Annotated in this window: 24 protein-coding genes; 4 read left to right on the forward strand and 20 right to left on the reverse strand. The window is 32.5% G+C overall.

The features are described from left to right. Positions 1–8 precede the first annotated feature (8 nt). Positions 9–1,319, forward strand: coding sequence for a UDP-N-acetylglucosamine 1-carboxyvinyltransferase (gene murA / locus OS191_RS05560; RefSeq protein WP_267154731.1), 1,311 nt, complete (start codon positions 9–11; stop codon positions 1,317–1,319). A 209-nt stretch (positions 1,320–1,528) separates the two neighbouring features. Here the strand turns inward: murA and OS191_RS05565 are convergent, their stop codons facing one another. From OS191_RS05565 to OS191_RS05615, 11 genes are all read right to left on the reverse strand, one after another. Further along, a complete protein-coding gene (locus tag OS191_RS05565; RefSeq protein ID WP_267154732.1) occupies positions 1,529–2,836 on the reverse strand; it encodes a cryptochrome/photolyase family protein in 1,308 nt (435 codons plus the stop codon). 5 nt (positions 2,837–2,841) lie between these two features. After that, positions 2,842–3,009, reverse strand: a complete 168-nt coding sequence (locus OS191_RS05570; protein WP_267154733.1) for a Lacal_2735 family protein — start codon at positions 3,007–3,009, stop codon at positions 2,842–2,844. Positions 3,010–3,029: 20 nt separating this feature from the next. Further along, positions 3,030–3,713, reverse strand: coding sequence for an SDR family NAD(P)-dependent oxidoreductase (locus tag OS191_RS05575; RefSeq protein ID WP_267154734.1), 684 nt, complete (start codon positions 3,711–3,713; stop codon positions 3,030–3,032). A gap of 46 nt (positions 3,714–3,759) precedes the next feature. After that, positions 3,760–3,984, reverse strand: coding sequence for a hypothetical protein (locus OS191_RS05580; RefSeq protein ID WP_267154735.1), 225 nt, complete (start codon positions 3,982–3,984; stop codon positions 3,760–3,762). A 4-nt stretch (positions 3,985–3,988) separates the two neighbouring features. Next, entirely contained in the window at positions 3,989–4,687 is a 699-nt protein-coding gene (gene folE / locus OS191_RS05585; RefSeq protein WP_267154736.1) for a GTP cyclohydrolase I FolE, read from the reverse strand. A 54-nt stretch (positions 4,688–4,741) separates the two neighbouring features. Continuing rightward, positions 4,742–5,014, reverse strand: coding sequence for a TIGR03643 family protein (locus tag OS191_RS05590; RefSeq protein WP_267154737.1), 273 nt, complete (start codon positions 5,012–5,014; stop codon positions 4,742–4,744). Then, entirely contained in the window at positions 5,011–5,436 is a 426-nt protein-coding gene (locus OS191_RS05595) for a hypothetical protein (protein WP_267154738.1), read from the reverse strand. The genes OS191_RS05590 and OS191_RS05595 overlap by 4 nt, the downstream gene beginning before the upstream one ends. Before the next feature lie 293 nt (positions 5,437–5,729). Beyond that, the gene (locus OS191_RS05600; protein WP_267154739.1) at positions 5,730–7,157 is read right to left on the reverse strand and encodes an SDR family oxidoreductase; all 1,428 of its coding nucleotides are present in this window, start codon (positions 7,155–7,157) and stop codon (positions 5,730–5,732) included. Positions 7,158–7,236: 79 nt separating this feature from the next. Further along, a complete protein-coding gene (locus OS191_RS05605) occupies positions 7,237–7,851 on the reverse strand; it encodes a flavin reductase family protein (RefSeq protein ID WP_267154740.1) in 615 nt (204 codons plus the stop codon). Continuing rightward, positions 7,851–9,161, reverse strand: coding sequence for an ABC1 kinase family protein (locus OS191_RS05610; protein WP_267154741.1), 1,311 nt, complete (start codon positions 9,159–9,161; stop codon positions 7,851–7,853). Before OS191_RS05610 ends, OS191_RS05605 begins: the two co-directional genes overlap by 1 nt. Beyond that, entirely contained in the window at positions 9,158–9,817 is a 660-nt protein-coding gene (locus tag OS191_RS05615) for a TetR family transcriptional regulator C-terminal domain-containing protein (protein ID WP_267154742.1), read from the reverse strand. Before OS191_RS05615 ends, OS191_RS05610 begins: the two co-directional genes overlap by 4 nt. A 232-nt stretch (positions 9,818–10,049) precedes the next feature. Between OS191_RS05615 and OS191_RS05620 the strand changes: the two genes are divergently transcribed. Together OS191_RS05620 and OS191_RS05625 are read left to right on the forward strand one after the other, a co-directional pair. Beyond that, a complete protein-coding gene (locus OS191_RS05620; RefSeq protein ID WP_267154743.1) occupies positions 10,050–10,478 on the forward strand; it encodes a hypothetical protein in 429 nt (142 codons plus the stop codon). A gap of 75 nt (positions 10,479–10,553) precedes the next feature. Continuing rightward, the gene (locus OS191_RS05625) at positions 10,554–11,399 is read left to right on the forward strand and encodes a DUF2911 domain-containing protein (RefSeq protein ID WP_267154744.1); all 846 of its coding nucleotides are present in this window, start codon (positions 10,554–10,556) and stop codon (positions 11,397–11,399) included. A gap of 69 nt (positions 11,400–11,468) precedes the next feature. Here the strand turns inward: OS191_RS05625 and OS191_RS05630 are convergent, their stop codons facing one another. The 9 genes from OS191_RS05630 to OS191_RS05670 form a co-directional block, all read right to left on the reverse strand. Further along, on the reverse strand, positions 11,469–13,145 hold the full coding sequence (locus tag OS191_RS05630; RefSeq protein ID WP_267154745.1) for a sodium:solute symporter family protein: 1,677 nt from the start codon (positions 13,143–13,145) through the stop codon (positions 11,469–11,471). Positions 13,146–13,346: 201 nt separating this feature from the next. After that, on the reverse strand, positions 13,347–15,836 hold the full coding sequence (locus tag OS191_RS05635) for a PIG-L family deacetylase (RefSeq protein WP_267154746.1): 2,490 nt from the start codon (positions 15,834–15,836) through the stop codon (positions 13,347–13,349). Positions 15,837–16,028: 192 nt separating this feature from the next. Further along, a complete protein-coding gene (gene corA / locus OS191_RS05640) occupies positions 16,029–17,096 on the reverse strand; it encodes a magnesium/cobalt transporter CorA (protein ID WP_267154747.1) in 1,068 nt (355 codons plus the stop codon). A 34-nt stretch (positions 17,097–17,130) separates the two neighbouring features. Further along, a complete protein-coding gene (locus tag OS191_RS05645; RefSeq protein WP_267154748.1) occupies positions 17,131–17,664 on the reverse strand; it encodes a mechanosensitive ion channel domain-containing protein in 534 nt (177 codons plus the stop codon). Between the two features lie 68 nt (positions 17,665–17,732). Then, on the reverse strand, positions 17,733–18,323 hold the full coding sequence (locus tag OS191_RS05650; RefSeq protein WP_267154749.1) for a Maf-like protein: 591 nt from the start codon (positions 18,321–18,323) through the stop codon (positions 17,733–17,735). Next, positions 18,323–19,249, reverse strand: coding sequence for a geranylgeranylglycerol-phosphate geranylgeranyltransferase (locus OS191_RS05655; RefSeq protein ID WP_267154750.1), 927 nt, complete (start codon positions 19,247–19,249; stop codon positions 18,323–18,325). Before OS191_RS05655 ends, OS191_RS05650 begins: the two co-directional genes overlap by 1 nt. Before the next feature lie 91 nt (positions 19,250–19,340). Further along, on the reverse strand, positions 19,341–19,871 hold the full coding sequence (locus OS191_RS05660; protein ID WP_267154751.1) for a KdsC family phosphatase: 531 nt from the start codon (positions 19,869–19,871) through the stop codon (positions 19,341–19,343). Continuing rightward, on the reverse strand, positions 19,861–20,619 hold the full coding sequence (locus OS191_RS05665; protein WP_267154752.1) for a Rossmann-like and DUF2520 domain-containing protein: 759 nt from the start codon (positions 20,617–20,619) through the stop codon (positions 19,861–19,863). Before OS191_RS05665 ends, OS191_RS05660 begins: the two co-directional genes overlap by 11 nt. Positions 20,620–20,638: 19 nt before the next feature. Beyond that, entirely contained in the window at positions 20,639–21,226 is a 588-nt protein-coding gene (locus OS191_RS05670) for a Crp/Fnr family transcriptional regulator (protein ID WP_267154753.1), read from the reverse strand. A gap of 76 nt (positions 21,227–21,302) precedes the next feature. Between OS191_RS05670 and OS191_RS05675 the strand changes: the two genes are divergently transcribed. Beyond that, on the forward strand, positions 21,303–21,596 hold the full coding sequence (locus OS191_RS05675; protein ID WP_267154754.1) for a hypothetical protein: 294 nt from the start codon (positions 21,303–21,305) through the stop codon (positions 21,594–21,596). Positions 21,597–21,604: the final 8 nt, after the last annotated feature.

Below are 21,604 nucleotides of genomic sequence, written 5' to 3' on the forward strand. Positions count from 1 at the left end.
CCATACGTATGGGTATATTTAAAATTGAAGGAGGTCATCAGCTAAAAGGAAAAATTCAACCTCAAGGAGCAAAAAATGAAGCCTTACAGATATTATGTGCTGTCTTACTAACTCCAGATTTAGTAACGATAAATAATATTCCAGATATTGTTGATGTTAATAAATTGATAGAATTACTTAAGAAATTAGGGGTTCAAGTAAATAAAATAAGGACTGGTTCTTATACGTTTAAAGCTGAAAACGTTAATCTTAAATATTTAGAAACAGCCGAATTTAAAGAAGACGGTAAAGGGTTAAGAGGATCTATCATGATTGTAGGACCACTTTTAGCTCGTTTTGGGAAAGGATATATTCCGAAACCTGGGGGAGATAAAATTGGAAGAAGAAGATTAGATACGCATTTTGAAGGCTTTATTAATTTAGGAGCTACATTTAGATATAACCGCGAAGATTATTTTTACGGTGTTGAAGCCAAAAGATTAAAAGGTGCTTATATGCTTCTTGATGAAGCGTCTGTAACCGGAACGGCAAATATAGTTATGTCTGCTGTTTTAGCTGAAGGTAAAACAACTATTTATAATGCAGCCTGTGAGCCTTATTTACAACAACTTTGCAAAATGCTTAATCGCATGGGAGCAAAAATTAGTGGTATTGGTTCCAATATGTTAATTATTGATGGTGTAGATTCGCTAGGTGGTACAGAACACCGCATGCTACCAGATATGATTGAAATTGGGAGCTGGATTGGTTTGGCTGCGATGACAAAAAGCGAACTGACTATTACCAATGTAAGTTGGGACGATTTAGGACAAATTCCAGATGTATTTAGAAAATTAGGGATTACTGTGGAACGTCAAGGTGATGATATTCATATTCCAGCACATAAAGACGGTTACGAAATCCAAAATTATATTGATGGTTCTATTTTAACCATATCCGATGCCCCATGGCCAGGTTTTACTCCAGATTTATTGAGTATCATTCTAGTGGTTGCAACGCAAGCCAGAGGGAGTGCTTTGATACACCAAAAAATGTTTGAAAGTCGTTTATTCTTTGTCGATAAACTCATTGATATGGGAGCAAAAATTATTCTTTGCGATCCACATCGCGCTGTTGTCATTGGACACGATTTTAAATCGCAATTAAAAGCAACTACCATGACATCTCCTGATATTAGAGCAGGAGTTTCTTTATTAATTGCTGCACTTTCAGCTAAAGGGACATCAACCATTCACAATATCGAACAAATTGATAGAGGTTACGAAAGTATAGATACGCGTCTTCGAGCCATTGGAGCGAAGATAGAACGTATTGGATAAAAAAAAGCTTCGGGATATCGAAGCTTTTTTTTTATCTAATTATTCCATAAAATAACATAGGGTTCATTTTTATTGATACTGTTTTCACTCTATAGACACACTACTACCTTAGTCTTTCAACTTCTTAAGAAGTTTAATCAAATCCTTTTAGAGGCAAAAAAGTTAGGAGCTAAATAGTATAAAATTAAACAAGTAAAATATAAGTATGGTTATTTGTTTAAAGCCTCTTTATAAACTTTTAAACAGCGTTCACGAGCTTCTTTATGGTCAACCATTGGAGTAGGATAGGTGAGCTCCTGAAATTCTGGAACCCATTTAGAAATATATTTTAAATCTTTATCGAACTTTTCTATTTGTGTGGTTGGATTAAAAATCCTAAAATATGGCGCAGCATCTACACCACAACCCGCAACCCATTGCCAGTTTCCAATATTACTTGCCATCTCATAATCATGTAGTTTTTCTGCAAAATAAGCCTCTCCCCAACGCCAGTCTATCAATAGGTGTTTACATAAAAAACTACCAACCAACATACGCACCCGATTGTGCATAAAACCTGTTTGGTTTAATTGTCTCATGCCAGCATCTACTAGTGGATAACCTGTTTTTCCCTGACACCAGAGTTGAAACTCTTGTTTGTTATTTCGCCATTTAATATTGTCGTATTGAGGCTTAAAACTTCTGTGTATGGTTTCAGGAAAATGCCATAAAATTTGCATAAAGAACTCTCTCCATATAAGTTCTTGCCAAAACACTTCATTGGTTTCAGCTATGGCCTCTTGTATCATTTCCCGAATACTAACGGTGCCAAAACGTAAATGCGGACCTAATCGGGACGTGCTGTCCTTAGCTGGAAAATTTCTGGTGGCTTCATAAGTTTGGATGAGATTGGAGTTTACTGTAAAATCAGTAACTTTTTGTGTGGATAATTGAAACCCCAAATCCTTAAGAGTAACATTTGGCGCATCTTCTATTTGAAGTAAATTGGAATAAAGAGATTTACAAGGATAGGACTTTAGTGTTTCGGTTTTAAACTTAGCCTTCCAGGTTTTCATATAAGGTGTGTAAACCAAATACGGTTTGCCATCACTTTTAACAACCTCTTCTTTTTCGAAAATCACCTGATCTTTGTAGGTTTTAAATGCGATGTTTTCTTTTGCTAATAGCGTTTCAATTTCGGCATCTCTTTCTTTAGCATAAGGCTCATAATCGTGATTGGTATAAATAGAATCAATTTGATATTTACTTATTAGATTCTTAAAAACATCTCTGGGTTTGCCTTTGTAAATGGCTATATTACTTTTAGATGTCTTCTGTAATGTGTGTTTTAACTTTTGAAGTGTTTGATCAATAAAAGTTACTCTAGCATCATCTTTTGGAAGTTCGTCTAAAATTTCAGGATCAAAAATAAAGATGGGTAATACGGGATGGTTATCATTTAGAGCATGATATAAACCCACATTATCATCTAGACGTAAGTCTCTTCGAAACCAAAAGATATTTATGGTTTGCTTCATCATTATTAGTTTTGAAGCTGTTCAATTTGTTTTTGAATGTCTTGAGCTTGGGCATATTTTTCATCACTTTTAGATCTATTAACAGTGGATAAACTATGCCATTCTTTCATTAGCTTTTCATACTTGATTTGAAGTTTATCTACCTCAGACTTTTTTTTAAATAATCCGAACATACGCTATAGTATTTAATTTTTTATATCTTAAAGCTTACAATGCCACAATCCATTTTAAATATCTGACCAGAAAGGGAAGCGGCTTTATCTGAAAGTAAAAAGGCAGCCATGCCAGCAACTTCCTCTGGATTTAGGAACTTTTTTAAAGGATGACGATCTGTAATATTTTCTATCATTTTGTCGTTTCTCAATAATTTAGAGGCCAAATCCGTATTTGTAACTGTAGGTGCAATGGCATTAATTCTGATGGTTGGAGCTAATTCTGCGCCTAAGGATTTTACAAGACCTTCTACACCAGATTTTGCTGTGGCAATGCTCGCATGGAAGGGCATGCCTAATTTTGAAGCTACTGTACTAAATAATAAAATGGAAGACCCGGAACCTTTTTTAAGAAGCGGTAAATACGTTTGAATGGCGTTAACAGCACCTAAAACATTTATTTCAAAATCGTTTTTAAAATCTTCCAGATTTAAACGTGAAATAGGCTTTAAATTGATACTTCCCGGACAATAGATTAAACCATCAGCAGCATCAAGCTCGGGTAAAACATCTTTTAAAACATCACAAGTATAGTGGGTGAGGTTCTCGTGCTCAAATTCAGGCTTGGTACGGCTAATGTTAACAATTTTATTATGCGGAATCAAAGTTTTTAAAATGGCATAGCCAATGCCTTTACTTCCTCCAATAAGGATGTAAGTCTTCATGTATTTAAAATGTCATTTAATGATTATAAGAAAAAAAGATGGTAGTTTAAGTAGTTAAAGGTCTTCCTTTTAAACGCTTTTCAACCTTTTGTTTCATGGCAGTAAGACGTTTCATAAGATCCATGATATCTTCATCTTTTTTGGTTTTATATAATTCATTCAATTCTAGAATAAGCGCTTTTGCTTCTCTAGATATTTCTATTCTATCGCTTGTAGATAGGGATCTCAAGCTGGTTTTTTCAAACTCTAAAGCTTTTTCTATAAGTTCCATAATATTATAATTTTAAATAGTTCTGTAATTCTGCAATTTTAGGGGTTGTATTAAATTTCCCACCATAATAACTAGTTACAGTTGCAGAAGTTTCGTCTTTAATTCCCCTCGAAGATACGCATAAATGTTTAGCATCTATAATTACTGCCACATCTTCGGTTTCAAGGATGCCTTTTAGTTCTTCTGCAATCTGATTTGTTAAGCGTTCTTGCACCTGTGGTCTCTTGGCGTAATACTGAACAATTCTATTGAGTTTAGATAGACCAATTACCTTGCCAGAAGAGATATAAGCTACATGAGCTGTTCCAATAATTGGTACAAAATGGTGCTCGCAGTTAGAATAAAATGAAATATTTTTTTCAACAAGCATCTGATTATATTGATATTTATTATCAAATAAAGCAACTTTGGGTTTATTTTTAGGATTTAATCCAGAAAAAATTTCATCGATATACATTTTAGCCACACGATTTGGTGTTCCCTTTAAAGAATCGTCTGTAAGATCTAAACCCATAACATCCATAATTTCTTCAAATAGAGAGGCAATGCGTTCTTTTTTTTCAGTATCACTTAATAGAAAAGCATCGGTTTTCATAGGTGTTTCTAAGCCAGAATATAGATGGTCATCGCCTATATCTTCAATGCTAAAGCCATTTAGAGGACTTTTTTTTCTCTTAACTTCGTTTAAAATTTCTGTATTCATAGAGGTCTTTTTTTTGTGCTGTCTTAAAGAATTGGTTCCTTAATCAAAGCAACATTAGCGTTTGGAAATGGTATTATGTGTTATTTGTTTTTGTCTGGAACATTTAAAGCGTCCTTTTTCAAAAACACGTAATTTTTTATGTTTTGTTTTTCTGCCTTGAACCCGTTTTCGCCATAATTTAAAACTACTTTCTTTTAATTCGCGACGCATAACATGAATAACTTCTTGTTCTGAAAGTCCAAATTGAAAAGTAATGGCTTCAAAAGGGGTTCTGTCTTCCCAAGCCATTTCAATAATACGATCGATATGTTGTGGTTCTAAAATCATGGTAAAACATGATATTTCGCTTCGTATTTTACTTTTTCATCCAATAGTTTATCGAAAAAAGCTTTGTTCTCTTTAAAAGTAGTATTTTTTCTAGACCTGATAAATTTTCCTTGAGCATGAATGCTGCTTCCATCTGTTTTATACATTACCAATTGGTAAAAAGGGATGATCCAGGTATAGTTTTTTAAACCTTTGTTAATTCTGATAAGAACTCCCAAAGGCCTTAGTTCCAGATTGGCATAATTAACATCTGCGACTAGGTTCAAATACTGTTGTAAATTAGGACTCACCTCTTCAATCATCATGCGTTTGGAGCCAATTCCTTTCAGCTGGATAGCTTGAATCCATCCAAATGATTTACCAACTAAATCATGGATGAGTTTATCATGTTTCTTATTATTGTGAGTCGTATCTAAAATCATAAAATAAATATAAGCAAAATATCTGTTTGTCTAACTTTTTAATTAAAATATTATACAAAAATTAACATTATATTTATGAGTGCTGCATTATTCCTGGAATACAATGAATTTAATGGCCATATTGGTCTTTCGTAAAACAGCTTAATTTCTTTTTTTGAAGCATTTTATGGCTCGAAGACGAAAAATTTAAAAACGCTGATTTTGATAAGAAGTTTCATTTTAAATGCAATAATTTCTTATTAAACAATTCTTGATTAAATTTTCCGTGGCATTGTTTATGTGTTTCATAGATGCTAGTTCACGTCTACTAATTTATTAATCATTCCTCTAAAAATAAATCCGTGAAAAGGCAAAACACTATACCAATACAAGCGTCCAGCGAGACCACGTGGTCTAAAAGTAGCCGTTTGTTTTAGCAGGCCATCTTCAATTTTAAATTCAAGCCAGGCTTCTCCAGGAAGTTTCATTTCGGCATATAACAATAATTTCCGTTCTTTTTTGTCGCTAAAAATTACACGCCAAAAATCCAAAGCATCCCCAACGTTTAATTCTGAAATATGGGTTCTTCCTCTCCGTAAACCAATACCGCCAAATAATTTATCCATATAGCCTCTTATTTTCCATAGATAATTGCCATAATACCAACCTGTTGAACCTCCAATGGACCAGATCCTATTTATGGTTTTCTCCGTATCAATAACTTTTCGTTCTTTATAATCCTTAAAACAGCCGTAGGTTGGAACGTTGATGTATTTATGAATGTTGTTTTTTAAACGTCCACTACTTACCATGGAATCTTTCCAACTGGAAACAATACTATTTTGTTCAATTTTCTCAAAAGCCAGAGCTACCGCATCTTGATACGTTATGGGATATACATCCAAAATTTGATTGATGTTACTTTTCTCGCCTATAATTTCCACCCCCATACTATCCACCAATGAAGAAGCGAGTTTATACGAAGTAGCCGTTACAAAATACAGCCAGTAGGAGGATAGCTTGGGAGTCATAACAGGGACTGTTAGAATATAACGCTTCAAATTTCTAATTTTAGCAAACTTGAGTAACATGTGTTTGTAAGTAAGGATCTCAGGACCAAAAACGTCAAAACTTTTGTTGTAAAGCTCTTCTTTACCTTTGGCTTTAGATAAGAAAGCAAGTACATCTCTAACAGCAATAGGTTGGGTTTTGGTATTTAACCATTTTGGAGCAATCATTACAGGTAGTTTTTCAACCAAATCCCGAATAATTTCAAAAGAGGAACTTCCGGACCCAACAATAATTCCAGCCTTAAATATGGTTAACGCATAGGTTTCAGATTCCAATAATTCTTCAACATTTTTTCTTGATTGCAAATGTTTTGAAAGATAAGCATCGTTGGTAATACCACTTAAATAAATTACCTGCTTTATTTCTGTGGTTTTAAAATAGTTCTTAAAATTTATGGCACATGCAGCTTCTAATGCTTCAAAATCTTTCGAGGTATTGGACATAGAATGAATAAGATAATATGCAACATCAATATCTTTAGGAATGTTTTGAAGAGTTTCGGGTTTTAAAAAATCTGCTTCAACAATTTTTATATGTTCGTCTTGAAGATAACTTTTGTCTACTCTAAGTGTATCGCGTACCGCACAAATAACCTCATGGCCTTCATTGATTAATATAGGGATTAATCTTTTCCCTATATATCCTGTGGAACCTGTAACTAGAATTTTCATGGATACGTTTATATTTAATTATTTTATGTGTTCGGAATAAAAACTTGGCATCATAAAAATAATTGGTTTAAATTAAGCTTTATTTTGGTCTTTGGTATGCCAATCTTGTTTTTAAATTAGGGATTGTGTAACCATCCAAACCGTTTATAGCTGCAATTTTTCCTTCTGAAAGATTTACAAAGCCATCTTCTTGAAGTAAAGAGTCTTGAATATACAAGTCCGTAATTTCCCCAATCAAAAGCATGGTGTTATTGGCTTTTATATGATATTCTTCTACAAAGTTCATGGCCATTTGAACTGGAGAGTTTTTTACAAAAGGCGCGATACATCCATTTTTATAGTCTTCTTCTAAGTTTGTCATATCAAATTCGGAAGTCATGGCATCATATTTTGCAGAGGTGTGGTGTGCATCTTTTAATATATCCTCATAAATATGATTGACGGTAAACACAGACATGTCTTTAATATTATCATAGGTATTTCTTATTACTGTGGTTGGTCTCATGAAAAAACCTAAGATGGAAGGATCTGAGCCAATATGTGTTATCGAGCTAAACACTGCTACATTTGAAATGCCTTTTTTTGATTTCGAACCAATAAGATTAGCAGATTTATAACCCGAACAACTGTTGATGAGATTAATCCGATAGAGATAGTCCATCTCACTAATATCCTCTTTGCTAAAGTGTGGCATTATAGCGTGTTAAAATTATTGATGATTATATTATTTGCCTTTAAATCGAACATGAGGTTATAAAGTCCGAAGAATGTTCTGTTCATATAAATAAAATGCTTGGAACCTCTATTGGCATTGTATTTTCTTATTTGTGTGTTTTTAGAATATTTTTCCCCTAGCTCTGCGATTTTCAAAAAGAATTCACTGTTGGAGAAATCGAAAGTATCTTCTTGAAGCGGCTCCGAAAACAAGCTAAGCATGTCGTGAAACATCTTGGTAAAAAACTCTTTTTCTTCTTCGGTATCTTCCGTTTTTAAAATTTCTAATTCATATAATTTTGAAAGAAATTTCTCTTGATTGGTAATGTTTTCTTTTTTAGCCAATTCAAAATAAGGACTATAAAAATCTTCTGGAATGATTTTAACACAACCAAAATCTAAGGCAATTAGTTCTTTTTCCTTTGAAATTAAAAAATTTCCAGGATGTGGATCTGCATGTACTTTTTTTAAGTTATGGATTTGATACATGTAAAAATCCCACAGGGCTTGTCCTATATTATTTGCGTGAGTGGCGTTTGTATTGTGTTTGGTAAATTCTGATAAATGTTCCCCTTCCATATAATCCATGGTAATAATCCTATCAGACGATAAAGTTTCGTAATATTTTGGAAATTTTAGGTTTGGAATATGTGCACAGGCATTTGCAATCTCTTGGCTTTGTTTTACTTCTAAAATATAGTCTGTTTCCTCTATAAGTTTGGTTTCAACCTCTTTAAAATATTTATCAGAATCTTTCCCTTTAATATTAAACATGCTCATAGCAATAGGTTTCACCATAGCCAAATCGGTTGCAATACTATCTGCGACTCCAGGATATTGAATTTTTACAGCCAACTTTTTTCCATCTTTTTCAGCAAGGTGAACTTGCCCAATACTAGCTGCATTTATAGAGGTGGCGTTAAAAATATCGTAGAGTTCGTCTGGTGTTTTTCCAAAGTATTTTTTAAAGGTTTTTAATACCAATGCCGGAGATAATGGTGGTACAGAAAATTGTGCCAAAGAGAACTTTTCCACATAAGCCTGAGGCAAAATGGTCTTTTCCATACTTAACATTTGCGCCACTTTTAAAGCACTCCCTTTAAGTTGTTTTAGGCTGTCGTAAATATCTTCGGCATTATTTTTATTTAAACGATCTTTGGCGTCTTCTTTATTTGTGACCATTTTATCGCCATAATATTTAATATAGTTTACGCCAACTTTGGCTCCAGTGGTAACCAATTTGGATGCACGTGAAATTTTGGATGTTGGAATTTTGTCTATGGTTTTCATGAGTTCGTAGATGCTTTTTCTTTAAATAAAAATTTTCCAAGATCGATTACGCTTTTAAGAGGTGTCATTTGGAGAATATCGAAACTGGTATTTACAGATTTTTCAATAAAAATATCTGTTTTTTCAAATGATGGCGAACTGTCGTCCATCCAAAACCTGAGAGTTAATAATAACTGAATCCAGGCCGATTCTTGTAGGCCTTTTTTTTGAATTTGGTTTATTTGTTTCAGCTGGATATCTAACATTTCAATATCTAGAGTATTAATATAACCTGTAAAACTCTGTTTTAGCTTGGATAATTTTTGAAGTCCTTTTAAACTATGTTTGTTTTGTTCTAAACTAAACATCACATAACTTCTATTGGCCGTTAGATTTTCAAAAAATGTAAAATAGAAACTAAGAAGTTTGTTTCTATCATCAAAAGATTTGTAATCCTCACTTTTCTCTAAAACATGAAGCGTATTTTCAAAAAAAGCATTGAATATATACTTTTCTAGAACCTCAAAAGAGGCAAAGTACTTATAAAAGTCTTGTTCGTTGATTTTATTTTCTTTAGAAAACAGATAAACTGTATGCGGTTTTTTGTCTTGTTCTAAAACATATTTCATGTACATTGACATGATGTCTTTTTCGTTTATAGATTTCTTTTTTGCCATAATACCCAAATAATTTTTTTGTAAATATACTAAATGTCTAACTTTAAAAATATAAAATTAGACAAATTTAACATATTCAATTTGTATGTATGTTATTAATTAGGAAAATATTTTTAGAAATGACGAATCTTAAAACCATACTATGGCAGTTTGGTACATGTAGTTTTCTTTAAAACAATTGTAAATTCATTCCTATAAAATTGTATATTTGGACTTATAAAAATTATATAAAATGAAAAAAATCACTACTTTATTTATAGCCTTATTTTTTATAGGTATAAATACCATGTTAGCTCAGAACGAGAAATCTGAAAAACAAATTAGAAGACAAGCTGCAAAAATTGATACGGTTTTTACTGTAGAAGAACGATCAAAAATTGATATTTGGTTTAATAACCGAGTTAACGAAATGGATTTATCCGATGAAGTAAGAGAAGAATATGATACTACCGTATTTACTTATGTTTATGAGATGAGTCGTTTAAACGATAGAGACAAAGACTATAGTGTTGATGAAATGCATGTTGAATTTGATAAAATTGTCGATAGAATGAATGCGGACATGAAAGAGATTTTAACACAAGATCAATACATCAACTTTTTAGAAAATTTTGGAAAGATTGCCAGAATTATTTATGAGCGATTTGGCTGGGAAGATTAAGCTTTCCTTAACAAGTATATAATGACATAAAAGCTATTTTTGTCTTAAAATTTAATAATTTAAAAATATAGAAGAATGAAAAACATATTACTATTATTTGCTGTAGCTGCCTTATCTATTAATATGAGTGCGCAAGTTACAACACCACAATCTAGTCCATTTAGTAAGGTGGAGCAAAAGGTTGGTTTGACAGATGTGACCATAGAATATTCTCGTCCAGGAGTTAAAGGACGTACCGTTTTTGGAGACCTTGTTCCTTACGATAAGGTATGGAGAATGGGTGCTAATAAGAACACCATTATTACTTTTAGTGATAATGTAACCATCATGGGACAATTATTAAAAGCAGGATCTTATGCTATTTTTGCAAAACCTGGAGAGAAAGTTTGGGAAGTATTATTTTACTCTGATACAGAAAACTGGGGAACACCAGAAAAATGGGATGATGGTAAAGTTGCAGCCAGAGTAAATGCTGAAGTTTACCCTGTGCCTTTTAATGTTGAAACCTTTACTATAGACATCAATCAAATTACAAATTCTGGAGCAGCTTTAGAAATTCTTTGGGAAAAAACCTATGTGGCAGTTCCTTTCTCTGTGCCAACAGATGAAATTGTACTTAAATCTATTAACGATGCTTTAAATGGCACTCCAAAAGCTAGCGATTATTACGCTGCAGCAGTTTATTATTCTCAAGAAGGGAAAGATATTAAACAAGCTAAAGAATGGATGGATAAAGCCATGAGTATGATGGATAAGCCTATGTTTTATCAAATAAGACAGCAATCTATAATCTATGCAAAAGCAGGAGATATAAAAGGGGCAATTGAACTTGCTAAAAAATCCTTGGATGGAGCAAAAGAAGCTGGAAATGATGATTATGTAAAAATGAACTTGGATTCTCTTAAAGAATGGGAAAACTAAGATTACTTTAAACTTATAAAAAAAAGCCTCACAGTTTTAATTGTGAGGCTTTTTTTTATATATAAAATATTATTTTTTGGAGTTTAAACTTTGAAGTAAAAAAGCAATAAGTATTACTAACATACAGCCAAACAAATTCAGCCATAAATACGGCATCCAATCAAACCACCATCCTATAATTACAATAGCTTGAGTAATTAGTGCCGCTACAAAAACAGCATTCCCACGGACATATTTAAAGAAAAAGGCCAAGAGGAAGATTCCTAAAACATTTCCATAAAAGATAGAACCTATTATGTTTACTAACTGAATTAAATTATCTGCTAAATATGCGATACTAGCAATAATAATGGCTAAAATTCCCCATCCAAACGTAAACCACCTGGTCGCTTTTAAATAGTGAGTTTCACTTTTACCTGGAGCCATGCTTCTTTTGTATAAATCCAAAGAAGTTGTAGAAGCCAAAGCATTTAACTCACTTGCTGTGCTTGACATGGCTGCACTTAAAATAACAGCTAGAAGTAGTCCAATTAATCCGCGAGGTAAATTATTTAAGATAAAATGAATAAATACATAATCTTTATCGTTGGTTTCAACACGGACTATCTTTTTATCTGCTGCTTCTTGTATTAATAGTTTAGCAGCTTCTCTGTTCGCTCTATCAGCTTCGTTAGACAGTGCAATTTCATTGGCATATTTAGCTTCGCCTGTAGTAACAAAACTGTTAATCTGGCTTTGTTTGGTATTAAAAATAGCCAGTTGTTCATTTTCTAACTCTTTATAAGCTTCGGAATATTCTGAATCCATCATTACCTGTTCAGCAGCAGGATTAAAGTTAATTGGAGATTGGTTAAACTGATAAAACACAAAAACCATAACTCCAACGAGTAAAATAAAGAATTGCATAGGTACTTTTAATAAGCCATTAAAAATAAGCCCCATTTGCATTTCCTTAACCGATTTTCCAGAGAGATAACGTTGCACCTGACTTTGGTCTGTACCAAAATAAGAAAGAGCTAAAAAAGTGCCTCCAATTAAACCACTCCAAACGGTATATCGGTTTTCCATGTTAAATGAAAAATCTAGGATATCCATTTTTCCACTAGCTCCAGCAACTTCTAAGGCTTTTGCAAATGTGATATTTTCAGGTAAATAGCTAAGGATTAAAAAGAAGGCAACAAACATTCCCGTAAAAATAACAGCCATTTGATGTTTTTGGGTCATACTTACTGCTTTTGTGCCTCCAGACACGGTGTAAATAATTACTAAAATTCCGATAACTATATTTAAATAAGTCAGATTCCAACCTAAGACAGCCGAAAGAATAATAGCTGGGGCATAAATGGTAATTCCAGCTGCCAAACCACGTTGAATAAGGAATAAAATAGCCGTAAGACTTCTAGTTTTTAAATCGAAACGATTTTCTAGAAATTCATAAGCTGTATAAACTTTTAATTTGTGGTATAAAGGAATAAACACCATGCATATAATAATCATAGCTATTGGAAGTCCGAAATAAAACTGTACAAATCCCATCCCGGAATGGAAAGCTTGTCCAGGAGTAGACAAAAAAGTAATGGCACTAGCTTGAGTTGCCATCACAGATAGACCTATCGTCCACCATTTCGATTGACTGCCCCCTCGAACATAGTCTTCCACATTTTTACTGCCTCGAGTTTTCCATGTTCCGTAACCTACAATTGTGGCAAGAGTTCCAATTAAAACAATCCAGTCTAATGTTTGCATATTAAAAAGCTTTGGAGATAAAATAAAAGATAACAATATAAATAGCATTTGCTATTAACACTAAGGTGTACATGTTACTCCATTTGTATTTTTTCATGTGTTTTAATTAATTGGCTTTTTTAAAAGATTATTTGATATTTCATAATCTTAAAAATAAAGCTGATTGAATTACAGATTATCATTCTTCTACAAGTTCATGGTTTATTTTCCAATACTCAACATATTGGCAAATAACCTATAAGCTCCTGGAACGCCTTCAGGAAACTCTCTAAAGAAACTCAATCCGGTATAAATATAATAGCCTTTTCCGTATCTTGCTACTAACAGGCTTCCTTTTTTAGCCGATTCACCTTTGTCGTGCATAGATAAAATTGAGGTGAATTCTTTGTCCCATTTGTCTGGGAAATACAAGCCTCGCTCTTGGGTCCAGCCATTAAAATCTTCTTGGGTTATTTTATTTGGAGTGTTTAGAACGGGATGTTTAGGTTCTAAAAACTTCACTTCGGCGTACTCATCAGTCACACGGTCTTTAGAAAGCTCTAAATTGTATGGTGCTATGGCATCTACTTTTAATTGGTGATTGGTATTGTATTGCACAATCATATTTCCACCATTTGCAACAAAATCGAATAATTGTTGCTGCTTAAATTTGATGGTCTCCAAGATGTTATAAGCTCTAATGCCAACAACAACAGCATCGAACTGACTGAGAATTTCAGGATTGATATCTTCAGGTTTTAATAACGTGACTTTGTAACCAATTTGCTCTAAACTTTCAGGAACTACATCTCCAGCGCCAACGATATATCCTATATTTTCACCTTTTTTCTGAATATCTAAACGTACAATTTTACTTTCGGAAGGAAGTAACACGGTTTGATATGGAATATGATCGTAATCTATTTCTATCAATTCTTTGGAATATGTTTTTTCATTTACAGCCATCACAGGAACTAAGGGACCTTCATGTTGATTTTCTAGAGGTGTAACACGAAATATAAATGTTTTTTCTTCACCTTTATTCGGAATTTGTACCTCTTGATTTTCTGGTGTCACCAACCATTCTTTAGGGTAATTTAAACTTAAAACACCATTTAATCCATCCCGACCAGCTTTTACAATAACAGGAATATCTTTGGCTAGACTATTCTCAAAAATGATTACTTTTTCTGAAATTCTTACGGAAGCTTCAGGGATAATTTCGAAAGGTTTATATACTTCTCCTTTAACAGGATCGTTGGTTTTATAAATTACGGGTTTAGTAAATGTAATGGCAGTATTGTTAAAAATCAATTCAAAAGACACATTAAAAACTCTTGGAGTTTCTGGTTTTCCTATTAAAGATTCGTCGGGCACCTGATACATACCTAAAGTGCCTTTTTCGGTTAACCAATAAGGTGTTGTAGGTTTTTGATTGCTAGGGATGTCTAAAACTTCGTGAAAATCGAAGCTAATATTTTCTTTTAGAGCTATTTGCTTAGAAATACGCGTGTTGTTGCATGTCATGGTTCCCAATGTAATAGGAAAAGAACTTCTATTGATGGTTTCAATATTTAATTTTACAGTTTCTCCAGGAGTTGCTTGACTGGTATTAGAAGCGGCTTCCAAATACAATCCAGCACATCCATAAATAATATCTTTAATTTCCTCGGTTTTATAAGTTCTCCAATGAGAATCTTCTAATTTTTGAATTAACTGATAGGCTTTAAGCAATTCTGGAATAGAGGCAGACGGATTGGTAAAATCATAATTTTCTTCTACTTTTTGCAGTATGCTTCCAATAGCTTGGCCTCCTTTTACGCGATTCCATGTGGTATCAATACCTTCAAAAAGATTGGTTTGATCTTCTGGCATCTCTCCCTTAATCAATTCAATGTATTCCATTAGTGAGCCACGAGTTCCTGTGTTTCCAAAACCTTGAGATTTATGCTGACTTCTACTTAAAGCGGCAATTTCTGGATTGCTGAATCCAAAGGAAGGATAGAAAGTACCTAAATCAAATTCCAATAAGCTACTTTTATCGGCTTTTTCAAATTTTTCCTGACTGCCATAAAACCACCAGGAGGTATTAAAAAACAAACGTTTTGGTTGCCATAGGCTTGTATTGTTTAATTGGTTTGGATAAGACATTTTATCGTTAGTGATATCGAAAGCTTCAATGCTTAACATAGCAGAACTGGTGTGATGTCCATGTGTTTTTCCCGGACTTCTATGATCGAAACGATTGATAATAATATCTGGTTGAAATTGACGGATGGCCAAAACCACATCGCTTAAAACTTCTTCTTTGTTCCAGATTTCAAGGGTTTCGTCTGGGTGTTTAGAGTAACCAAAATCGTTAGCACGAGTAAAGAGTTGCTCACCACCATCAATTTGTCTGGCAGTTAATAATTCTTGGGTCCTTATTACTCCCAGAAGTTCTCTAATTTCTGGACCAATTAAATTTTGGCCACCATCGCCACGTGTTAAAGACAGATAAGCTGTTCTAGCTTTAACATGGTTAGACATATAAGATATTAGCCGAGTATTTTCGTCGTCCGGATGTGCAGCTACATATAGAACAGAACCTAAGAAATTAAGTTTTTTAATGGACTCGTAAATTTCGGAAGCATTCGGTTTTTTTGGTGCTTGAGAGAATATATTTAAGCTTGAGAATAAGGTTATAATTACAACAAGTAATAATCTTTGCATGGTGGGTTTTTTAGATAGCGATAAATATAAAAAGAAAACCCGCAAGCTTGCAGGTTTTTATGTTTCTTTAACGTTTTAAGGAGCTTTCTCATGCTCTAAAAGTTCTGGAGCTAGAAGCTTGATTTGTTTAGCAGTATTTTTTGTTTTAAAACAAATAACTAGAAGTCTTATAAAATATGGGTTGATTATATTTTAAAGCCATTTTTTCTTTTTGAAATAAAAAATCATTCCTAGGAAAATTAAGACCATAACAACCCAAAGAATATAATAACTGTATTTATAGTGGAGTTCAGGTATGTTGTCGAAATTCATTCCATAAATACCAGCTATAAAAGTTAAAGGAATAAAAATAGAAGCCATAATAGTAAGAACTTTCATGACTTCGTTCATTTTATTACTTATGGTTGTCATGTACATATCCATTAAACTCCAAATCATTTCTCTATAAATATCGATAGAATCAGACAGTTGAATAACGTGGTCATAAATATCTCCATAATATTGTATGGAATTGGGATTAATTAAAGTGTGTTCGTTTTTTTCTATGCGACTAATAATTTCCCGAATCGGGAAGATGCTACGACGTACTTTTAGCACTTCTTTTTTAAGGCTTAAAACTTGTTGACTTAGGTCGTCTTTAATCTCGCCATTAAATAGCAGATCTTCTAAATCTTCAATTTTATTCCCCATAGTTTCGCTTACTATGTAGTAATGATCAACTATAGCATCAATTAAAGCATACAATAAATAGTCTGCTCCAAGAGTTCTAATTCTGCCGTTTTCTAATCGAAGTCGTTCTCTAACATTGTCAAAAACATCTCCTTCAATTTCTTGAAAAGTTAATACGTAATTGGCACCTAATACAAGACTTATTTGCTCTATTTTAATGTTTTCATTTTCGTCATAATACAGCATTTTAAGAACGACAAAAATATAATCGTCGTAGACATCAATTTTAGGTCTTTGAGACGTATTAGCTATATCAGCTAAAATTAAAGGATGCAGATTGTAGTGTTTTCCAACCTTTTCAATGTCTTTTATATGATTGAGACCGTTAATGTTTATCCAAGAAACAGATTCTGTTTGTTTAAAATTAAAGGCGTCTTCAACCGATTTTAGCTCTAATTCGTTTATAAAATTTGGGCCATAATCAAAAGCATTTATAAAAAGTTTTTCTGTAGGGTTTTCTCCAGTATAAACTATAGATCCTGGAGATTGCTTAATATGTTTTTTGTACTTATTGGTTCTTTTCTTTGTCATAAAATATGAATGATACTATAAATATATGGATTATTTATATAGCATCAGGACCTTCGCCTATGGCATCTTTTTTTATTAAAGTGACTGCTTTTTGTAGCATGAGGTTATTAGGATAAGTTACCAAGTCGCCATTATCTAATCTTAAATGTAGTTGAAAGGCTCGAATATCTTCAATAATACCTTCTAAAGGAAAATCTTTATCATGAATTTGAATTTTGTCTCCAACTTTATAGGGGAAAGAAAAAAACATGATGACTCCAGAGGTTATATTGCTTAAAATGGACCAAATAGCAAATAATGCAATTCCGATAACTGCAAATACAGATGAAAATACTAGCGCTAAATCTTTTAATTGAGCTCCAAAAATAAAGGTCTCTATTAAAAGAGCTATTAAAATTAAAGTTACAGTTGAATATCTACTAATTAAATGAATACGTGCATCGTTAATACCTGTTTTCTTACCTAATTTATAGATTAATTTTCTTGCGATGGCTCTAACAATAAAGAGGAATAATATGATAAACAAACTTGCAATAAGTTCGGTTTGATAGGTTTGAAAAAATGTCATTTTATAAATAAATTTGTAGCACAAAGATAGAATAGAAATTAAGATTTATGTGGCTTCTTAAGTTATATTTAAGAAGAAATCAGACTGTTTAAAGTTAGGTAAACAAGATGGGTTGGTAAACCGACTACGTTAAAATATGATCCTTCAATTTTTGTAATTCCTATTTGTCCAATCCATTCCTGAATACCATAAGCTCCAGCTTTATCAAAGGGTTTGCAGGTTTCTATGTAGTAATTAATTTCGGTATCACTTAATTCTTTAAAAGTAACTTTGGTAATAGCATTCACCGTTTTTTGGTGTTTGTTAGTTGTAAAACAAACCGAAGTAATCACTTCATGCGTGGCATGACTTAAAGATTTAATCATCTGGAACGCATCGGCTTTATTTTTTGGTTTACCTAATGCTTGTTTATTGTGCCAAACTATGGTGTCGCTAGTTATTAGGATGTCATTTTTATTTAATTCACCTTCAAAAGGAAGTGCTTTTAATTGCGCTAAATAATCTGAAATTTCAAAATGTTTTAAGCGAGTAGGAAATTCTTCCTTTATGGGTTTTAAACGAATTTCAAAATCCAAACCTAAATCTGCAAAAAATTGTTGTCTTCTAGGGGAGCCTGAAGCTAAAATAAGATGGTATTTTTTCAATTTTTCGTTTAGCATTACCCTAATAAAACAAATTGATAAAGTGCCATTGAAAGTATGCCAATAAGCATAACCAGTTTAAGCAAATTACTAATAAGACGAAGCTCTTTTTTAGTTTCTGCTGTGTATGATTTAATACAGATGTAAATTAATGGAGCCATTATAAAGGTTAAAAAGTAAGCAACAACCAAGAGTTGTGAATATAAAAAAGTAATGATGTAGTAAACCACACCAAACAACAGCATTATAGAGAGTGCAAAAACCACTTTTATAGCTCTATTTCTACCAAATGCTATAGGTAAGGTATTAAAACCAGCTTTGTATTCTCCGTCAATATCTTCAATGTCCTTGACTATTTCTCTAATAAAATTAATCACGAAGGCAAAAACAGCATAGTCTAAAATTATTTTAAAAAAGGTAATTTGCGTTTCTTGATTTTCTGGGGTTATTGCTGGAAGTAAATCGAACAAACCAACAATAATAAGGCTTAAAGCTACTAGTATCGATATGACAAAATTTCCAACAAGTAGCATTTGTTTTAGATAAGTTGCATAGATATATAACAATGCTGAAATAATAACAAATAAGGCAAAGAAGCCATTTTTACCAATTAGATTAGAAAGATAAAAACCTATTAATACACCAGCAATATTAAAGGTGATAAATAAAGTGTTAGCAGTTTTTTCTGAAATACTATTTCCAACAATCACTCTTTCAGGTCTGTTAACCTTGTCAATTTCAATATCGTAAATGTCGTTTATAATATATCCAGCGGCTGCTAAACAAAGAGTCGCTAATACTAGTAAGGTAAACCCAAAGAAACTTAAAGTCACACTTAAATTAACAGTACCTAGAAAAGGCTCAAGTAGGGTGTATTTTATTAAATATTGAACCAACGCAATTAAGAGTAGGTTTTTCCACCGGATAAGGTTTAAAAAATTCACAGTTTTAAATGCTTTTTTTAAAGGAGGATTGTTATCTGTTATCAAAGTCTAATTTATTTCTATGGTTATGTTTGTATTTGGAAACTGATTTTTAATCGTATTTGGCGTTAAAATTTCCCATCCATTTGCCCTGAACTTTTAAAACTTGTTCTATAATGTCTCTAACAGCACCAGTTCCGCCATTTTTATGAGATACATATTTTGAAATGGCTTTAATTTCTTGCACTGCATCCTGAGGGCAACATGGTAAACCCACCAATTTCATCACTGGAAAATCTGGAATATCGTCTCCCATAAACAATACGTTTTTAAGATCTATTTGATGTTTTTCCAGATATTGGTTTAATTGTTCGATTTTATTGTGAGCTCCAAGAAATATATCGGTAATCCCTAACCCTTCAAGCCTTAATCTAACACCTTCGTTAGTTCCTCCAGAAATAATACATACATGAAAACCTTTGTCAACAGCTGTTTTTAAGGCATAACCATCTTTAATGTTCATAGTTCTTAGCATGTCACCTGCAGTTGTTACGGTTATAGTTCCATTTGTTAATACACCGTCTACATCAAAAATTAGAGTCGTAATTTGTTCTAAATACTCTTTATAGCTTTTATCTTCCATGGGTTTTTTTTATCGCATTAGTTAACAGCGTGTAAATAGCTTTATGCTCTTGGTTTTCTAGTTGTTTTAAATGCTTTTTAATGGTTTTCTTATCGTTGCGTTTTGCTGGACCTGTCTGTGCTAAATAAGGCGACAAATTTTGGATTTTTTTTGCAGTTTCTAAAATTAAGGGTTTTAAAATGTCGAATTCAACACCTTCAGATTCTGTAATTTCATGAGCTACGCGATACAATTGGTTGGTAAAATTATTTACAAAAACGGCAGCCAGATGTAGGGACTTTCTTTGTTCGCTATTCACTTTATAATATGCACTTCCTATAGCTTCTGCTAAAGATTTCAACAGAGGATAGTCTTTTTTTCCAATAGTTTCAATGCAAATAGGAACATTTTTAAAATCTACTTTCGCTTCTTTAGAAAAAGTTTGAAGCGGATAAAACACGCCTCGTCTATTTTTTTTGTCTAAATCGTAAAGGCTTACGCTACCAGAAGTATGTACTACCAAGCGTTGTTTAAAAGGCAAAGCTTCAGAAATATTTTGAATGGCATCGTCGCTAACAGCAATAATATAAATATCGGCTTCTGTTAATTCAGAAAGCTTATCTATAACCGATACTTTGTTTTTAAAAGAGCTTATCTTGCTTAAATCTCTGCTATACCATTGTTTTACAGAAACTGTTTTAGTTTTTGTAAATACGTTAAATAGGTGAGTAGCAACATTTCCTGCGCCAATGATACTTACTGAAATCATGTGTCTAAAATAAGAATATTTAAATAAAAACTTTACGTTGTTTAAGGATTAATTTCTTAGTTTTTTCAAGGTGTTTTATGGTTCTAATTACTGTTTCTACACGTAGTCCTGTTAAATCTGAAATTTGTTTTCGGGTTAGTTTTACCTCAAACAAGTCTTCTGTTTTTGCAGAGTCCTTTAAATGATGTAACAAAGTTAAAATACGATGTTCTGGAGGATGAATTGATAATTCCTTCATGATTTTTGCTTTGTATAGCATCCTGTTACAAAGTAATTTTGTGAATTTTAAATGAATATCGGGTTGAGCTTTTAGTAAATTCAAAAATACGTTCTTTTTTAAAATATAGACTTCACAATCTGTTAAACACATGGCACTTGCAGGATATGCAAAAGATCCAAAAAGTGGGGGTTCGCCAAAAGACGTGTTCTTATCAAAAAAACCTTGGGTAAATTCTTTGCCATCTTCAGTAAGATTGAACATTTTTATCTTGCCAGATTTAAGTTGATAATAGTACTTAGGAATTTCCGTTTCATTAAAAACAATCTCACCTTTTGAAAAGGTTTTCAAAATAGGATTGTAGGTTTCTAGGATGTTAGATGGAATCATTTGTATATGATTTGAATCATAAAATAACAAAGATAAGTTTTAGAATTTTGTAATAAGAATTTTAAACACTAAGAAAATGAATTTTTTAAACCAATATCGTCAAGATTTTCGGCAGAACTATATTCTGTATATTCCTTTAACCATTATTTTACAAAGTTGTTTAGGCTCTATTGCAGCCATGTTTATTTTAATGAATAGTACATCAGGTAGTTTTCATTTTTTAGAACTAACTTTATGTGTTATTTTTGCCATGGGTTACAACGCAGTTGTTTATGCCCAATTAAAGAATAATTTTATTTTTAATGTGTTAGTAGCCACTTTATTTGTGCATGTAATACTAATAATTATAAATGTCATACGATTTTTGTAAATTAAAAA

The sequence above is a fragment of the Xanthomarina sp. F2636L genome, from assembly GCF_026410195.1.
Classification (GTDB): domain Bacteria; phylum Bacteroidota; class Bacteroidia; order Flavobacteriales; family Flavobacteriaceae; genus Xanthomarina.

Bases quoted from the DNA above. Each gene is read 5' to 3' on its own strand.
- murA (WP_267154731.1), top strand. From the start codon at position 9: ATGGGTATATTTAAAATTGAAGGAGGTCATCAGCTAAAAGGAAAAATT.
- OS191_RS05565 (WP_267154732.1), bottom strand. From the start codon at position 2,836: ATGAAGCAAACCATAAATATCTTTTGGTTTCGAAGAGACTTACGTCTA.
- OS191_RS05570 (WP_267154733.1), bottom strand. From the start codon at position 3,009: ATGTTCGGATTATTTAAAAAAAAGTCTGAGGTAGATAAACTTCAAATC.
- OS191_RS05575 (WP_267154734.1), bottom strand. From the start codon at position 3,713: ATGAAGACTTACATCCTTATTGGAGGAAGTAAAGGCATTGGCTATGCC.
- OS191_RS05580 (WP_267154735.1), bottom strand. From the start codon at position 3,984: ATGGAACTTATAGAAAAAGCTTTAGAGTTTGAAAAAACCAGCTTGAGA.
- folE (WP_267154736.1), bottom strand. From the start codon at position 4,687: ATGAATACAGAAATTTTAAACGAAGTTAAGAGAAAAAAAAGTCCTCTA.
- OS191_RS05590 (WP_267154737.1), bottom strand. From the start codon at position 5,014: ATGATTTTAGAACCACAACATATCGATCGTATTATTGAAATGGCTTGG.
- OS191_RS05595 (WP_267154738.1), bottom strand. From the start codon at position 5,436: ATGATTTTAGATACGACTCACAATAATAAGAAACATGATAAACTCATC.
- OS191_RS05600 (WP_267154739.1), bottom strand. From the start codon at position 7,157: ATGAAAATTCTAGTTACAGGTTCCACAGGATATATAGGGAAAAGATTA.
- OS191_RS05605 (WP_267154740.1), bottom strand. From the start codon at position 7,851: ATGCCACACTTTAGCAAAGAGGATATTAGTGAGATGGACTATCTCTAT.
- OS191_RS05610 (WP_267154741.1), bottom strand. From the start codon at position 9,161: ATGAAAACCATAGACAAAATTCCAACATCCAAAATTTCACGTGCATCC.
- OS191_RS05615 (WP_267154742.1), bottom strand. From the start codon at position 9,817: ATGGCAAAAAAGAAATCTATAAACGAAAAAGACATCATGTCAATGTAC.
- OS191_RS05620 (WP_267154743.1), top strand. From the start codon at position 10,050: ATGAAAAAAATCACTACTTTATTTATAGCCTTATTTTTTATAGGTATA.
- OS191_RS05625 (WP_267154744.1), top strand. From the start codon at position 10,554: ATGAAAAACATATTACTATTATTTGCTGTAGCTGCCTTATCTATTAAT.
- OS191_RS05630 (WP_267154745.1), bottom strand. From the start codon at position 13,145: ATGCAAACATTAGACTGGATTGTTTTAATTGGAACTCTTGCCACAATT.
- OS191_RS05635 (WP_267154746.1), bottom strand. From the start codon at position 15,836: ATGCAAAGATTATTACTTGTTGTAATTATAACCTTATTCTCAAGCTTA.
- corA (WP_267154747.1), bottom strand. From the start codon at position 17,096: ATGACAAAGAAAAGAACCAATAAGTACAAAAAACATATTAAGCAATCT.
- OS191_RS05645 (WP_267154748.1), bottom strand. From the start codon at position 17,664: ATGACATTTTTTCAAACCTATCAAACCGAACTTATTGCAAGTTTGTTT.
- OS191_RS05650 (WP_267154749.1), bottom strand. From the start codon at position 18,323: ATGCTAAACGAAAAATTGAAAAAATACCATCTTATTTTAGCTTCAGGC.
- OS191_RS05660 (WP_267154751.1), bottom strand. From the start codon at position 19,871: ATGGAAGATAAAAGCTATAAAGAGTATTTAGAACAAATTACGACTCTA.
- OS191_RS05665 (WP_267154752.1), bottom strand. From the start codon at position 20,619: ATGATTTCAGTAAGTATCATTGGCGCAGGAAATGTTGCTACTCACCTA.
- OS191_RS05670 (WP_267154753.1), bottom strand. From the start codon at position 21,226: ATGATTCCATCTAACATCCTAGAAACCTACAATCCTATTTTGAAAACC.
- OS191_RS05675 (WP_267154754.1), top strand. From the start codon at position 21,303: ATGAATTTTTTAAACCAATATCGTCAAGATTTTCGGCAGAACTATATT.